Source organism: Falsiroseomonas sp., assembly GCF_051860665.1.
In the GTDB taxonomy this organism is placed as follows: domain Bacteria; phylum Pseudomonadota; class Alphaproteobacteria; order Acetobacterales; family Acetobacteraceae; genus Falsiroseomonas.
The window spans coordinates 1-14,151 of sequence record NZ_JBHYDM010000054.1; the positions used below are offsets into that span (position 1 = coordinate 1).

Consider the following 14,151-nt stretch of genomic DNA (forward strand, 5'->3'; position numbering starts at 1 on the left):
AAGCCGATCTACGGCGACAACGGCAGCGGCATGCATGTGCACCAGTCCATCTGGAAGGCCGGCAAGCCGGTCTTCGCCGGCAACGGCTATGCCGACCTGTCGGAGATGGCGCTGTACTACATCGGCGGCATCATCAAGCACGCCAAGGCGCTGAACGCCTTCACCAACCCGACCACCAACTCCTACAAGCGCCTGATCCCGGGCTTCGAGGCCCCCGTGCTGCTGGCCTATTCGGCCCGCAACCGCTCCGCCTCCTGCCGCATCCCCTATGCGACGAACCCGAAGGCCAAGCGCGTCGAGGTCCGCTTCCCGGATCCGGGTGCGAACCCCTACCTCGCCTTCGCCGCCATGCTCATGGCCGGCCTCGATGGCATCAAGAACAAGATCCATCCGGGCGATGCCATGGACAAGGACCTCTACGACCTGCCGCCGGAGGAGCTGAAGGGCATCCCGACCGTCTGCGGGTCGCTGCGCGAGGCGCTGGGTGCGCTGGCCGCGGACCACGAGTTCCTGCTGGCCGGCGACGTCTTCACCAAGGACCAGATCGAGAGCTACATCGAGCTGAAGTGGGGCGAGGTGTACAAGTTCGAGCACACGCCGCACCCGGTCGAGTTCGAGATGTACTACTCCGTCTGACCCGTCTGCCGGATGGCCCGCGCCATCCGGCACCCGGACGAGCTGGGGCCGGACCGCTGCGCGAGCAGGGGTCCGGCCCTTCGTCTTTCACTCGAAGCGCAGGTTCGCCTGGGTCGCGATGCTGCGGTAGCGGTCGATCTCGAAGCGGATCATCCGCGCCAGATCCTCGGAGGTGCCGGGCAGCACGGTCAGGCCGGCGGTGGCCATCCGGCTGCGGAAGGCCGGCGATTCCGCAATCTCCCGCGCCACCGCCTGCAGCCGCTCGATCGCGGTACGCGGCGTGCCGGCCGGCGCGGCGATGGCCTGGAACCAGGTGAGGTCGTAGCCGGCCAGCCCGGCCTCCGCCATGGTCGGCACCTGCGGCAGCCGCGGGTCGCGCTGCGAGCCGGTGACGGCGAAGGCGCGCAGCTGCCCGGCCTCGATCTGCGGCACCACCTGGCTGTCCATGGTGCATTCGAGATTGCCCGCCACCACGTCCTGGATGCCCTGGATCGGGTTGCGATAGGGAACGTGCAGCGTCTCCACGCCGGCCTTCCAGTTGAACAGCTCCAGCGCGAAGTGGTTGCCGGAGCCGACGCCGGCGGAGGAGATGCGCACCGCCCCCGGCCGCGCCTTCATATAGGCGATCAGCTCCTGCAGGCTCTGCGCCGGCACCAGGCGCGGATTGCAGACCAGCGTGATCTGGAACCAGGCCAGCGGGGCGATCGGATCGAAGTCGCGCACCGGGTCATAGGGCAGGTTGCCCGCGGTGGTGGACAGCACGCCGAAGCCGATGGAATTGGCCCAGATCAGCGTATAGCCATCGGCCGGCGCGCGCGCCGCCGTCTCCGGCCCGATGCGGCCGCCGGCACCGGTGCGATTGTCCGCGACCACGGAGGTGCCGAGGCGGCGGCCCGCCTCCTCGGCGAAGATGCGCGCGGCGAGGTCGGTGGCGCTGCCGGGGCCGGAGGGCACGATCAGGCGGATCGGCCGGTTGGGATAGGTCTCGGCGCCCGGCGCAGGTTGCGCCACGGCACCCGTTGCCAGCGCACAGGCGACAAGCCCCGCCACGAGAATCCTGAGCTTCATTGTTGTTTCCTCCCGTTGGTGGTGCGGCGTCAGTCCACGCCGATGGTCCGATGCTGCTGCTCGCCGAGGCCGGCGATGCCGAAGCGCAGCGACTGGCCGGGGCGCAGGAAGAGCTGCGGCTTGCGGCCGAAGCCGACGCCTGGCGGCGTGCCGGTGCTGATCACGTCGCCGGGGTGCAGCGTGAAGAACTGGCTGACGTAGCTGATCAGCGTCCGCACGCCGAAGATCATGGTGCGCGTATTGCCGTGCTGCATGCGCTGGCCGTCGAGGTCGAGGAAGATGTCCAGCGCCTGCGGATCCGGCACCTCGTCCTTCGTGACCAGCCAGGGGCCGAGCGGGCCGAAGGTGTCGAAGCCCTTGCCCTTGTCCCAGGCGCCGCCGCGGTTGTTCTGCCAGTCGCGCTCGGAGACGTCGTTGGCCACCGCATAGCCCGCGACATGGTCCAGCGCCTCGGCCTCGCTGACGCGGGTGGTGACGCTGCCGATGATGATGGCGAGCTCCGTCTCCCAATCCGTGTGGCGGGAGCCGGGCGGGACGATGATGTCGTCCGTCGGGCCGCAAAGCGCGCTGAGCGACTTGAGGAAGACGATCGGCTCCTTCGGCACCTGCGCGCCGGTCTCCGCCGCGTGGTCGGCGTAGTTCAGCCCGATGCAGACGAAGTTGCGCGTGCCGGCCACGGGAATGCCGAGGCGCGGCTGGCCGGCGACGCGGGGCAGGGAGGCGGGGTCGAGCGCCGCGAGGCGTGCCAGCCCCTCGCGCGACAGCGCCGCGCCGGCGAGGTCGTCGATGACGCCGGAGAGGTCGCGGATGGCGCCCTCCGCATCCAGCAGGCCCGGCTTCTCGGCGCCCGGCGGGCCGTATCGCAACAGCTTCATGCGTGTTTCCTCTTGTCTTGTCTGGCAGCGGCTAGATCGCGAAAGCCTTGTCGGAGACTTGCGAATAGACGAGTTCCTCCGCCGTTACCGCGCGATGGACCAGCCCCTGCTCGCGCGCGTAGCGGATCAGGGTCTCCACCGTCTTGCGGTTCGGCTCGAGGCCGTAGGGCCAGGGATCGGCGCCCATGATGTCGCGCAGGCGCCGTGCCTCGTCGCCCAGCCAGGGATGGCTGGTGGTGAGGAAGCCCATCTCCCACATATTGCGCTGCGCCAGGGTCTTGGCCTGCAGGAAGGCCTTGAAGACGCTGCGCGGCAGCCAGCGATGCTGCTCCGCCAGGTCGCGCCGCAGGCCGATGGCGTGGATGATGGGGAAGATGCCGGTGCGGCGGAACCAGTCCTCCTCCAGCGGGCGGTAGTCCTCGAACATGCGGATGATGTCCGGGTGGCCCTGGTCGTAGCAGGCGGGCGCGCGGGCGGTGAGCAGCGCATCGATCCGCCCATCCACCAGCGCGTCGGACAGCGCCGTCTCGTCGCCGATCGGCCGCACATCGAAGCCGGCGGGCAGGTCCAGCGCCATGCGCTCCTTCCGGCCGCCGACATTGAGGCCGCCGGTGCGCCAGGCGATCTCCTCGGAGCGCACGCCGTAGTCGTCCGAGATGATGCCGCGGGTCCAGACCGCCGCCGTCATCTGGTACTCCGGCACGCCCATGACCTTGCCGCGCAGATCCGCCGGCGTGCGCAGGCCGCTGTCCTTGCGGATGTAGATGCAGGAATGGCGGAAGGCGCGGGAGATGAAGGCGGGCAGCGCGATATAGGGCGAGCCGTCGCGCGAGGTCGCCAGCAGATGGCTGCTGAGCGACATTTCCGTCACGTCGAAATCGGCGCCGTTGAAGGCGCGCGCATGGGCTTCCTCCGGCGCGATCGGCACGAAGTTCACCGCGCAGCCCTCGATCTCCACCTGGCCCGTCAGCAGCGGCAGGGAGCGGTCATAGAGGTTGCAGGCGAGGGTGAGGGGCAGCTTCCGGGTCATCGGCGCGCGGCCGCATCCGCGGTGATGCGATGGGTCATCCTGGTTCCTCCCGAAGGGTTGTGCCAACGTTGGCACGATGATGGGCGAGCCCAGCCGCCAGCGTCAAGGGGTGGTTTGCGGCGCCCTCGTCCTTGCGGCATCTTCGCCGCGTGACCACGATCAAGGACCTCGCGGGGATCGTCGGCGTCTCCCACTCCACCGTGGCGCGGGCGCTGAACGACCATCCCGCCATCACGCCCGCGGTGAAGGCGCGCGTGCGCGCGGCGGCCGAGGCGCATGGCTATATCGCCAATGCCGCCGCCCGCGCGCTGCGGGTGCAGAGCGGCGCCCTGGTGGGATTCGTCGTGCCCGACATCGAGGAGAACGACATGGCGGCGATGGCCAAGGCCATTGCCGAATGCGTCAATGCGACGGGCCGCCAGCTCGTCGTCTCCTGCAGCGGCGATGCGCCGGAGCGGGAGCTGGCGCATGTGCGGGCGCTGGTGGGGGCGCGGGCGGCGGCGCTGGTGCTGATGCCGAGCGAGCGGCCGCTGCCGGAGACCATCGCGCTGCTCAGCCGGCTGCCGACGGTGCAGCTCGTGCGGCAGGTCGAGGCGCTGGCGGCGGAGGCCTTCGTCTTCGACGACGAGGCCGCGATCCATGAGGCGACGGCGCATCTGATCGGCCTCGGCCATCGCCGGATCGGCTATGTCGGCGGCAGCGAGACGGTCAGCACCGGCGCATCGCGGCTGGCCGGCTACCGCCGCGCGCTGCGCGAGGCAGGCCTGGCGGAGGATCCGGCGCTGGTCTCCACCGTGCCGCCGCATGGCCCCGCCGCCTTCGGCGCCTTCCGCCGGCTGGTCGAAGCGACGCGGCCGAGCGGCATCGTCCTTGGCGGGCCCCGCATCACCCTGGGCGCGGCAGAGGCGGTGGGGGAGCTGCGGCTGCGCGTTCCGGAGGAATTGTCCCTGGTCGGCTTCGGCGATCGCGCCTGGATGCGCTGGTGGGGCCCCGGCCTGACCACCGTGGCCCTGCCGGCGCGCGAGCTGGCGCTGGCCTGCGGCGGCCACCTGGTGGACCTGCTGCGCGCGGCACCGCGGCAGGAGCAGGCCGGCGCGCAGGCCGCCACCCTGCTGCGCCGCGGCAGCACCGCCCCGCCCCCCGGCGGGGCCATGATGCGGAAAAGGCGCCGGAATCTCTCGGAAAAGTAATGCAGATCGCCTAGGATCGCCGGATGCCGACTTTGTCCGACCATGAGGATTCGCGGGGTGACCGGCAGCCCCCGCCGGGTTCGGCATCCGGCTCCGATAGCCTGCTGGACCAGGCCCTGCATCGAATCGCGCGGCTCGCCCGCAACAGCCTCGGCGTGGCGCAGGCCGGCATCTGCCAGGCCGCGCTGCCTCTCCTGCCGCGGGATGCCGGCCCGGGGGGCTGCCCGGGGGGCTTCGCGCTGGACACGCCGCTGCTGGGGCGCGACGGCGCCCGGCTCGGCACGCTGTGGCTTCGCGATGACGGCCCTCGCGCCCCGCTGGGCCCGGCCGAGCAGGCGGTGCTGGCCGATCTCGCCGCCACGGCGGTGGAGGCGCTGGAGCGGCAGGCGGAATTCCTGGCCCTGGCCTGGCGCGAGCAGCTGCTGCGGGTGGTGGCCGATGCGCCCAGCTTCGCCATCGCCGTCGACAAGGCCATGGCGGCAGTGCGCGAGGCCACCTCGGGCATGCTGTGCCTGTTCTTCCGCCTGGCGCCGGATGGCGTGCATATGCAGCTGGTGGCCGGCCAGGCCAGCACGCCGGCGCTGACCGAGGCCTATCTGAACCATCTGCGCCAGATCGATGTGCGCATCGACAATTCGCTGATCGGTCAGGTGGCGGTCAGCGGCGAGCAGCAGGTCGTCACGCGGATCGATGCGGCGATGCAGCGGCGCTACCCGGCCATCAGCCTTTCGGTCTCGCAGCGCATCGGGGCGCAGGTGGTCACGCCGGTATCGGTGGGCGGGGAGCGCTATGCCTTCAGCGTCGGCTTCGATTCGGCGGAGCGGGACATGCCGGCGCTGGCGGAGATGATGCTCGGCCTCGCCGGCACGCTGCGCCCGCTGCTGCGCCGCCTGCGCGATGCGGAGGAAATCGCGCTGAACGAGCAGCGCTTCCGCCTGGTGGCGCGCGCCACGGCCGAGATGGTCTGGGACTGGGACCTTGCCAGCGACCGGCTGTGGCTGGGGGAGGAGTTCGGCCAGCAGTTCGGCCACGTCCTGCCCGAGCCGCCGCACGGCCTCGGCTGGTGGGCGGCGCTGGTGGCGCCGGAGGACCGGGACCGCGTGGTGGCGTCCCGCCAGGCGGCGGTCGCGGCCGCGCAGCCCTGGCGGGAGGAATACCGCCTGCGCCGCGCCGATGGCAGCCTGGCCCTGGTGCTCGACCGCGGCTTCCTGATCCGGGATGCGGAGGGTGCTGCGCTGCGGATGGTCGGCAGCATGGTGGACATCACCCGCCAGCGCGCCATGGAGGACCAGCTGCGCCAGTCGCAGCGCCTGGACGCGCTGGGCAATCTGACCGGCGGCGTGGCGCATGACTTCAACAACCTGCTGGCCGTCATCATCGGCAATGCGGAGCTGCTGGCGGAGGCGCTGGGCCCCGATCCGGCCAGGGCCGGATTCCTGGAGGTGATCCTCGCCGCGGCCGAACGCGGCGCCGCGCTGACCGGCCGGCTGCTGACCTTCGCGCGGCTGCATCCGCTGGCGCCGCAGGCGCTGGACGTGAACCGCCTGCTGCGGGGGGTGGAGGCGCTGGTGCGGCCGCTGACCGGCGCCGGCATCCAGCTGTCCTTCGCGCCCTGCCGCGGCGTGGCGCCGGTGGTGATCGATGGGCCGCAGCTGGAGAATGCGGTGCTCAACCTCTGCATCAATGCGCGGGATGCGATGCCCGAGGGCGGCCTGCTGCGGATCGAGACCGACCGCCCCTCCGGCGCGGCGCTGGCGGAGGCGGATGTGCCGGCGGGCGACTATATCGCGATCGCGGTCACCGATACCGGCACCGGGATGCCGCCGGAGGTGGCGATGCGGGCCTTCGAGCCCTTCTTCACCACCAAGGAATTCGGCAAGGGCAGCGGCCTCGGCCTCAGCATGGTCTTCGGCTTCGTCGGCCAGTCGAAGGGCCATGTCCGCATCCGCACCGCGCCCGGCCGCGGCACGGCCGTGACCCTCTACCTGCCGCAGGCCGCCGCGGTGCCGGAGCCGGAGGCGCCGGAGGCCCCGCCGGTGCCGCTGGAAGGCGGCCGAGGCCGCGTGCTGCTGGTGGAGGACGACGCCACGCTGCGGCGCACCGGCCGGGCCCAGCTGCAGCGGCTGGGCTACCAGGTGCTGGTGGCCGAGGATGGGGAGGCGGCGATGGCGCTGCTGCAGGGCGGCGCGCCGATCGACCTGCTCTTCACCGATATCGTCATGCCGGGCCGGCTGAACGGCCACCAGCTGGCGCGCCAGGCCATGGCGCTGCGGCCAAGGCTGCGGGTGCTCTTCACCTCCGGCTACCAGGAGGGCGCCGCGGCCGATCCGGGCGACCTCGCGCAGGGCTTCCTGCTGCTGCAGAAACCCTATCGGCTGGTGGACCTCGCCGCCGTGCTGCGCCGGCTGATGGCGGCGCCGGATCGGCCGGCTCAGCCGTAGCGCGTCGCCTTCCAGAAGCCGGGGGGCGTTGCCGTCATGGCCTGAAGCCCGGTGCGCGCCAGCGCCAGGCCGATCTCGCGCGTCGCCTCCGCCATCACCGCCGCCTCCTCGACATGCGGCAGCCTGCGGTCGCGCATCAGGATGCGGCCGCCGACCAGCACCGTGTCCACATCCGACCCCAGGGCGAAGCAGACCAGGCGATAGAGCGGCATGTCGCCGGGCCAGAGATGCGGCTTGCGCAGGTCGATGAGGACGATGTCGGCGCGCTTGCCCGCCTCCAGGCTGCCGATCTCATCGGCCATGCCCAGCGCGGCGGCGGCGTCGCAGGTGATCATCTCCAGCGCCTTGCCGGGCGGCAGCACCTTGGCATCGCGGAAATGGCGGCGGTGGTAGTGCATCGCCTGGGTCATGTGGCGGAACATGTCGAAGCTGCGATCGGGCGCGGTGCCATCGGAGCAGATGGCGACGGTGGCGCCGGCCTCCATCAGCTCGATCGCCGGGCAGCGGCCGATGATGGACATATTGGCCGAGGGGTTGTGCGCGATCTTCGTCCCCGTCTCCGCCACCATGCGGATCTCGTCCTCGCCCAGGTCGATGCAATGCGACAGCAGCGCGTCGGGGCCCAGGATGCCCTGCTCCATCGCATCCCGCACCGTGCCGCCCTTGTGCCCGTCCTGGGTGAAGCCGACGCCCTTGTCCCGCGACAGGGCGCGCACCTGCTTGGCCACCTCCGGATAGATTTTCGCGGTCTCCGGCGTGACGCCGTGCCGGCCGGGATAGCCGACGGGGGCGCAGAGCATGATGCGGGTCTGGCTGTGCTCCGCATCATGCAGCCGCTCGATCAGCGTGGTGCAGACGGCCAGCTGGTCCTCCAGCCCGATCTGCACTTCGCGATGCGTGCTGCCCTGCCAGGCGAAAAAGCGATTGGGATAGGGCGGGGGCGAAACGCCGGGGCAGAGCACGCTGCGCACGCCGATGCGGCGATAGCCCGCGGCATGCGCCTCGGCATGCGCGGCATCGTCGGTGCGGGACCCATAGGCGCCGAAGATGGACAGGCCCGTGGTGACGCCGGCCTTCAGCCGCTCCAGCGCCGCCAGCGCGCCATCGGCGCCCCAGAAATCCGGCGTGGCGCCGCGCGGATAGATGGCCTCCACCGCCTCCGTCCAGCGCGCGCCATCGCCGCCGCCCAGCGTCTTCACCAGCGTATGGCCGGCATGGGCATGGGCATCGATCAGCCCGGGCAGCACCGCCTTGCCGCTGGCATCCAGCTCCGCGGTGCCGGGATGCGCGGCGCGCAGCGCGGCGGTGTCTCCCACAGCGGCGATGCGGCCCTCGGCCACCAGCACCGCGCCGCCTTCGATCACGCGGCGGTCGGGGTCCATGGTGACCACCAGGCCGTTCACGATCAGCAGATTGTCCGGCATGCGCGCTCCCTCCGTCTTGCGGGCGTGAGCCTAGGCAGGTCGCGCTGGCCTGGCGAGGCGATGCGCGTGCGTCATCGCTGCCTTCGCCCGCCGCGTTCCCCCTGCCCGCCAGGGGGTGACGCACCCGGCGGCGCAGCCTAGCATCCCCCCCGAACCTGCCCCGGAGAGCCCTCGATGAAGCTGTACTACTCCCCCGGCGCCTGCTCGCTCGGCATCCACATCATCCTGGAGGAGATCGGCAAGCCCTATGAGCTGGCGCTGGTGGCGCTGAAGGAGGGGGCGCAGCACAAGCCGGAATTCCAGGCGGTGAACCCGAAGTCCAAGGTGCCGGCGCTGGACCGCGGCGATGGGCGGGTGCTGACGGAATTCCCGGTGATCGCCTGGTGGCTGGGCAAGTCCAACCCCGAGGCCGGGCTGATGCCGACCGACTTCGAGGCCGAGACCCGCTGCCTGGAGATGCTCGACTATGTCTGCGGCACCATCCATCCGCAGGGCTTCACCCGGCAGTTCCGCGCCGCCAATTTCACGCCGACCGAGGCCGACCAGCCCAAGGTGGTGGAGCAGGGCAAGGCGCTCGCGGCCAAGTATTTCGAGACGCTGGACAGGAACTGGACCGGCGGCACCTATGTGCTGGCCTCGGGCTATTCCGTGGCGGATGCGGCGCTGTTCTTCGTGGAATACTGGGCGACGCGGCGGTCCGGCATGACCCTGCCGGCGCATCTGGCCAAGCACCTGGACGCCATGCTGGCCCGGCCGGCCGTGCAGCGCGCGTTGCAGCAGGAAGGGCTGGCGGCCTGATGCTGCACCCCACCGCCTTCTGGTTCCTGCGCCATGGCGAGACGGACTGGAACGCCCAGGGCCTGTCGCAGGGCCGCACCGATATCCCGCTGAACCATGTGGGCGAGGCCCAGGCCGCGCGCGCCGCGCGCACCCTGGCAGGGCTTCCCATCGCCAGCATCGTCGCCTCCCCGCTGGTGCGGGCGCGGCGGACGGCGGAGGTGGCGGCGGCCGCGCTGGGCCTGCCGGTCGCGCTGGATGCGGATCTGGCGGAGGTGAATTTCGGCAGCCAGGAAGGCCTGCCGATGGGCGACTGGTATGATGACTGGATCGCCGGCGACTATACGCCCGACGGCGCCGAGACCTTTGCCGAGTTGCGCGACCGCGCGGTGCGCGGCGTGAACCGGGCGCTGGCCTTGCCCGGGCCGGTGCTGGTGGTGGCGCATGGGGCGCTGTTCCGCGCGCTGCGCCAGGCGGCGGGGCTGGAGGCGAATGTGCGCACGCCCAATGCGCTGCCGCTGTGGATGGAGCCGCCCGGCGCCGGCGATACGGCCTGGCGCATCGCCCCGGCGCAGCTGGCGCCGGAGCAATAGGCCCCGCGGCCCGCAAGGGCCGTTCTGCTGCCGTCCCGCGGCCCGCGAGGGCCGCAATGCCGCCGTCCTTGGCCGGCAGGGGCCGCCATTCTGCTGCCATCCTCGAATGTTTTCTGCCGCGCGGGAACCGGGACGCCGCGGCGGCTTGCGTGCCACGGCTGCCGCATGGGAAGGAACATCCCATGACCATCGCGACGTGGTGTTGCGATGAAGTATCGAATCCTTGGCGCAATGGGTAGTCGTTGATGTCGGATATCGGCCGGCCCGAGAGCGGCGGGGAATTGCGCCGTCGCCTGCGCCAGCAGCAGCTGATCTCGGCCTTCGGGCGCGAAGCCCTGCGCGGGCAGGACCTCGATGGCCTGTTGCAGGATGCGGCGCAGGCTGCTTCCGAGGGGCTCGGGACCTCGCTGGCCAAGGTGCTGCAGCATATCCCGGCGGAGAATTGCCTGCTGATCGTGGCCGGCGTCGGCTGGGGGAAGGACGTGGTGGGCGTGGTGCGCTTCGGCACCGATCTCGCCTCGCCTGCCGGCTTCGCGCTGCGCACCGGCGCGCCGGTCATCTCGAACCACCTGGGCGGCGAGGGGCGCTTCCGCACGCCGCAGCTGATGGTGGAGCACGGCGTGCGGCGCGCCGTGAACGTGCTGATCCGCGGCGAGGCCGGCGCGCCCCCCTTCGGCGTGCTGGAGGTGGACAGCCGCGACGAGGAGGAGGAATTCTCCGAAAGCGACGTGGATTTCCTGCAGTCGCTGGCCAATGTCGTGGGCCTGGCCATCGACCGCGACCGCGACCGCCGCGACCGCGACCTGCTGACGCGGGAGGCGCATCACCGCGTCAAGAACAGCCTGCAGATCGCCCAGACCCTGCTTCGCCTGCAGCTGCGCGAGGTGGAGGATCCGGAGGCCCGCGTGCAGCTGGAACAGGCCGCGCGGCGCATCATGACCATCGGCGCGGTGCATGAGCGGCTGTTCTCCGGCCCCGCCATCGGCCAGGTGGCGGTGGCGACCTATCTGCGCGGGCTGGTCGAGGATCTGCGCAGCTCCCTCGGCGTCGGCGAGGGCGGGCGGCCGCTGGCGCTGGAAGTGACGCCGGCCAGCGAGACGGCGGTCTGGGACGGGGACCGCGTGACCACGCTGGGCCTGGTGGCGACCGAGCTGGTGACCAATGCCTACAAATACGGGCGGGACGGCGTAATGGTCCGGCTGGATATCGCGGCGCTGGACGGCGCCGGGGTGCTGGTGGTGGAGGATGGCGGCGATGGGCCGCCGGAGGGCTATGACCAGGTGAAGGGGCGCGGCCTCGGCATGCGCATCCTCAGCACCCTGCTGCGCGGCGGCGGCCTGGTGGCGGAACGGCCCGCGGGCGGCCGCTTCCGCTTCGTCGCCACGCTCTCGCCGGCACCCTCGCCGGGCGCGTAGCTCAGCGCGGCGCGAGCGCGCGCACCGCGGCCTCGCAACGCTGCGCCACCTGCACCCAGCCCTCGCGGTCCTGCGCCGTCTCCGCGAAGCTCAGCGGCGCGCCGATATGCAGATGCAGCCTGCCCGGCCGCGGCCATCGGCGCTGCGGCGGCCAGGCTTCATGCGCCCCCTCCAGCCAGCAGGGCACCACGGGCACGGCGGAGCCTGCGACGAAGGCGCCGAGGCCGGGCTGGAAGGCGGCCATGGTGCCGTCGCGGGACCGCGTGCCCTCGGGGAAGAGGATGAAGACCAGGCCATCCTCCTCGAGCCGCGCGCGCAGGGTGACGAGATCCTTCGGCCGGGTGCGGCGTCGCCAGACGGGCAGGGCGTTGATCGCATAGGCAGCGAAGGCGGCCATGGCGTGGGAGGTGAAGAAGGTGTCGCCGGCGGCCAGCGCATGGGCGCGGCGTGCCGCCGGGCCGCGCAGCGCCGCGCCGACCGCCAGCGCATCCAGGTGGCTCGCATGGTTCGCCACGATGACGAAGGGCGGCGCGGGCAGGTTCTCGCGACCTGTCACCGAGAGGCGGTGCATCGCGGCCATGTAAAGCCGCACCAGGCGGCGCCAGGCGCCCTGCAGCAGCGTGCCGACCAGGCCGGCCTCCCGCCCATGGCTGCGCAGGCGTTCGGCGGGCGGCAGGCCGAGGTCGCGGGCGGGCTTCAGCTTCCAGCCGGTCATCCGGCGCCGCCTGTCATCAGCCGCGTCGGCGCGGAAAGGCCCCAGCCGTTGAAATAGCCGATCAGGTGGAAGGCGGCCGGCGCCACCAGCAGCAGGCTGTTGAAGCGATCGAGGATGCCGCCATGGCCGGGCAGCAGCACGCCCATGTCCTTGATGCCGATGTCGCGCTTGATGGAGGACAGCATCAGGTCCCCCGCCTGCCCGCCGATGCTGACCAGCGCGCCGAGCAGCACCAGCTTCCAGGCGCTGTCCATCGGCGTGCCTTCGAAGATCTGGCCGGCGACGAAGGCGACCACGGTGGTGGTGCAGACCAGCGCGCCGAGCGCACCCGAGATGGTCTTGTTCGGGCTGGTCGCCGGCAGCAGCTTTGGGCCACCGATCAGCTTGCCGCTGGTGAAGGCGGCGACGTCGTTCAGCCCGACGGCCAGCACCAGCAGCAGCAGCAGCGGGCGGTAGCCGGGCTCATTCGCCATATAGCCGAGATGGGCGAGGCCGGCGCCGAAGAGCATGTAGCCGAAGATGGCGAGCCCGGTGCGCTGGATATAGCCCGAGGGCCGGTCGAGCGGGATGGAGGCCACGGCGATCACCGTGACGGTCAGCGGCCAGAGCGCCACGAAGAAGCCGTACCAGTGATCGAGCGCCGCGAAATTCACCAGCACGACGCCCAGCACCACCACGGCCACCAGCGCATATTCGCGGAACAGGCCGGTGGCGCGGTCATACTCGCGCAGGCAGGCGAGGCCCAGCAGCGTGACGGCGCCGATCACCCATTCCCGGCCCAGCAAGATCGGCCCCATGATGAGCGGCAGCAGCACCGCCCAGGACCCCAGCCGCAGCCACAATTCGCGACGGAAGGCGGGGCTGGCGCGGCCGGTGGCCGAGAGCAGGCCGATCACCGCCGCGGCCAGCGCCAGGATGCCCAGCGTCGCGGCCACCAGGCCGCGTGTCACGGGGTGGCCGAAGGCGATGTCCCAGCCGCTCATCTCATCATCCGTCGCAGTTGCCGGGCCAGAATGGCGCGGCGGGTGGCCGGGCGATAGCGGCCCGGCTTTCACTATGTTTCCATCGGTTGCGCGAAACGCCCGCCACCGGAGTCCTGCCATGCCTCGCCCCCGCACCATCCTCGTCACCGGCGCCGCCAGCGGTATCGGCGCCGCCTGCTGCCGGGCGCTGGCCGGGCCGGAGACCGCCATCCTCGTGCATACGCGCAGGAACGCTGCAGGCGCGGAGGCGGTGGCGGAGGCGGTGCGCGCGGCGGGCGGCGTGGCGGAGGTGATGCTGGGCGATATCGCCGACCCGGCCCTGCCCGCGGCGCTGGTGGCGCGTGCCGAAGCACGCTTCGGCGGGCTGGACGTGGTGGTGGCCAATGCCGGCTTCGCCGATCGCACACCGGTGGCGGCGCTGACCGAGGCCGGCTTCGCGCAGTCGATGGACACCGTGCTCTGGGCCTTCCTGCGCCTGGCGCAGGCGGCGATGCCGGTGCTGGCGCGGGGGGAGGCGCCGCGGCTGGTCGCCATCTCCTCCTTCGTCGCGCATGTCTTTCGCACTGATGCGACGATCTTCCCCGCGACGGCGGCCGCCAAGGCGGGGGTGGAGGCGCTGGTCCGCGCGCTGGCGGTGGAGGCGGCGGCCAGCGGCACCACGGTGAATGCGGTAGCGCCCGGCTTCACGCAGAAGGACGCCACGGGCCATAGCGCCATGACGCCGGCGCAGTGGGATGCGGTGCGGGCCCGCATCCCGCTCGGCCGGCTGGGCACGCCCGCGGATGTGGCACAGGCCGTCGCCTACCTCGCCTCACCTGGCGCGGGCTATGTCACCGGCCAGGTGCTGCATGTGAATGGCGGGCTGATCTGAGCATTTTCAAGTCAGGCGGCTTCGCCTGACGACTCGGAAAATGCGCCCAAGCTGATCTAGAGCGTTTTCACATCAGGCGTGGATATCCTGAGTTGGCGAGGTAGTTGGCGCACTCGGCTGCGGGGAAGCGGCC

Annotated in this window: 12 protein-coding genes and 1 pseudogene; 7 read left to right on the forward strand and 6 right to left on the reverse strand. The window is 71.6% G+C overall.

What is annotated here, in order from left to right:
* Positions 1-636, forward strand: a pseudogene (gene glnA / locus ACTIF1_RS26230) (glutamine synthetase); the annotation flags it as partial.
* Positions 637-723: 87 nt separating this feature from the next.
* On the opposite strand, the gene ACTIF1_RS26235 reads toward glnA, so the two are convergent.
* Genes ACTIF1_RS26235 through ACTIF1_RS26245 form a run of 3 tightly spaced genes read right to left on the reverse strand, consistent with a single transcriptional unit; the run spans position 724 to position 3,609 of the window.
* The gene (locus tag ACTIF1_RS26235) at positions 724-1,704 is read right to left on the reverse strand and encodes a Bug family tripartite tricarboxylate transporter substrate binding protein (protein ID WP_439599423.1); all 981 of its coding nucleotides are present in this window, start codon (positions 1,702-1,704) and stop codon (positions 724-726) included.
* 29 nt (positions 1,705-1,733) lie between these two features.
* Positions 1,734-2,579, reverse strand: coding sequence for a fumarylacetoacetate hydrolase family protein (locus ACTIF1_RS26240; RefSeq protein WP_439599424.1), 846 nt, complete (start codon positions 2,577-2,579; stop codon positions 1,734-1,736).
* Between the two features lie 31 nt (positions 2,580-2,610).
* Positions 2,611-3,609, reverse strand: coding sequence for an ABC transporter substrate-binding protein (locus ACTIF1_RS26245; RefSeq protein ID WP_439599425.1), 999 nt, complete (start codon positions 3,607-3,609; stop codon positions 2,611-2,613).
* A 149-nt stretch (positions 3,610-3,758) separates the two neighbouring features.
* On the opposite strand from ACTIF1_RS26245, the gene ACTIF1_RS26250 reads away from it, so the two are divergent.
* Positions 3,759-4,799 (forward strand): LacI family DNA-binding transcriptional regulator, encoded by a 1,041-nt coding sequence (locus ACTIF1_RS26250; protein WP_439599426.1) that lies wholly within the window; start codon positions 3,759-3,761, stop codon positions 4,797-4,799.
* A gap of 23 nt (positions 4,800-4,822) precedes the next feature.
* The gene (locus ACTIF1_RS26255) at positions 4,823-7,240 is read left to right on the forward strand and encodes an ATP-binding protein (protein ID WP_439599427.1); all 2,418 of its coding nucleotides are present in this window, start codon (positions 4,823-4,825) and stop codon (positions 7,238-7,240) included.
* Here ACTIF1_RS26255 and ACTIF1_RS26260 read toward each other — a convergent pair.
* Positions 7,231-8,664, reverse strand: coding sequence for an amidohydrolase family protein (locus ACTIF1_RS26260; protein ID WP_439599428.1), 1,434 nt, complete (start codon positions 8,662-8,664; stop codon positions 7,231-7,233). The two genes, ACTIF1_RS26255 and ACTIF1_RS26260, sit on opposite strands and share 10 nt — an antisense overlap.
* Positions 8,665-8,838: 174 nt before the next feature.
* Here ACTIF1_RS26260 and ACTIF1_RS26265 point away from each other — a divergent pair, with 174 nt between their 5' ends.
* The 3 genes from ACTIF1_RS26265 to ACTIF1_RS26275 all read left to right on the forward strand — a co-directional run bounded on the left by ACTIF1_RS26265 (position 8,839) and on the right by ACTIF1_RS26275 (position 11,449).
* Positions 8,839-9,462, forward strand: coding sequence for a glutathione S-transferase family protein (locus ACTIF1_RS26265; protein WP_439599429.1), 624 nt, complete (start codon positions 8,839-8,841; stop codon positions 9,460-9,462).
* Entirely contained in the window at positions 9,462-10,034 is a 573-nt protein-coding gene (locus tag ACTIF1_RS26270) for a histidine phosphatase family protein (RefSeq protein WP_439599430.1), read from the forward strand. Before ACTIF1_RS26265 ends, ACTIF1_RS26270 begins: the two co-directional genes overlap by 1 nt.
* A 245-nt stretch (positions 10,035-10,279) precedes the next feature.
* Positions 10,280-11,449: a sensor histidine kinase gene (locus tag ACTIF1_RS26275; protein ID WP_439599431.1), complete on the forward strand. Its 1,170-nt coding sequence runs from the start codon at positions 10,280-10,282 to the stop codon at positions 11,447-11,449.
* Position 11,450: 1 nt separating this feature from the next.
* Here ACTIF1_RS26275 and ACTIF1_RS26280 read toward each other — a convergent pair whose 3' ends face one another.
* Positions 11,451-12,164: a lysophospholipid acyltransferase family protein gene (locus tag ACTIF1_RS26280; protein ID WP_439599432.1), complete on the reverse strand. Its 714-nt coding sequence runs from the start codon at positions 12,162-12,164 to the stop codon at positions 11,451-11,453.
* Positions 12,161-13,147 (reverse strand): phosphatidate cytidylyltransferase, encoded by a 987-nt coding sequence (locus ACTIF1_RS26285; RefSeq protein WP_439599433.1) that lies wholly within the window; start codon positions 13,145-13,147, stop codon positions 12,161-12,163. Before ACTIF1_RS26285 ends, ACTIF1_RS26280 begins: the two co-directional genes overlap by 4 nt.
* A gap of 118 nt (positions 13,148-13,265) precedes the next feature.
* Here ACTIF1_RS26285 and ACTIF1_RS26290 point away from each other — a divergent pair, with 118 nt between their 5' ends.
* Positions 13,266-14,018 carry an SDR family NAD(P)-dependent oxidoreductase gene (locus ACTIF1_RS26290; protein WP_439599434.1) on the forward strand — a complete coding sequence of 251 codons (753 nt, stop codon included), beginning with the start codon at positions 13,266-13,268 and terminating at the stop codon, positions 14,016-14,018.
* Positions 14,019-14,151 lie beyond the last annotated feature (133 nt).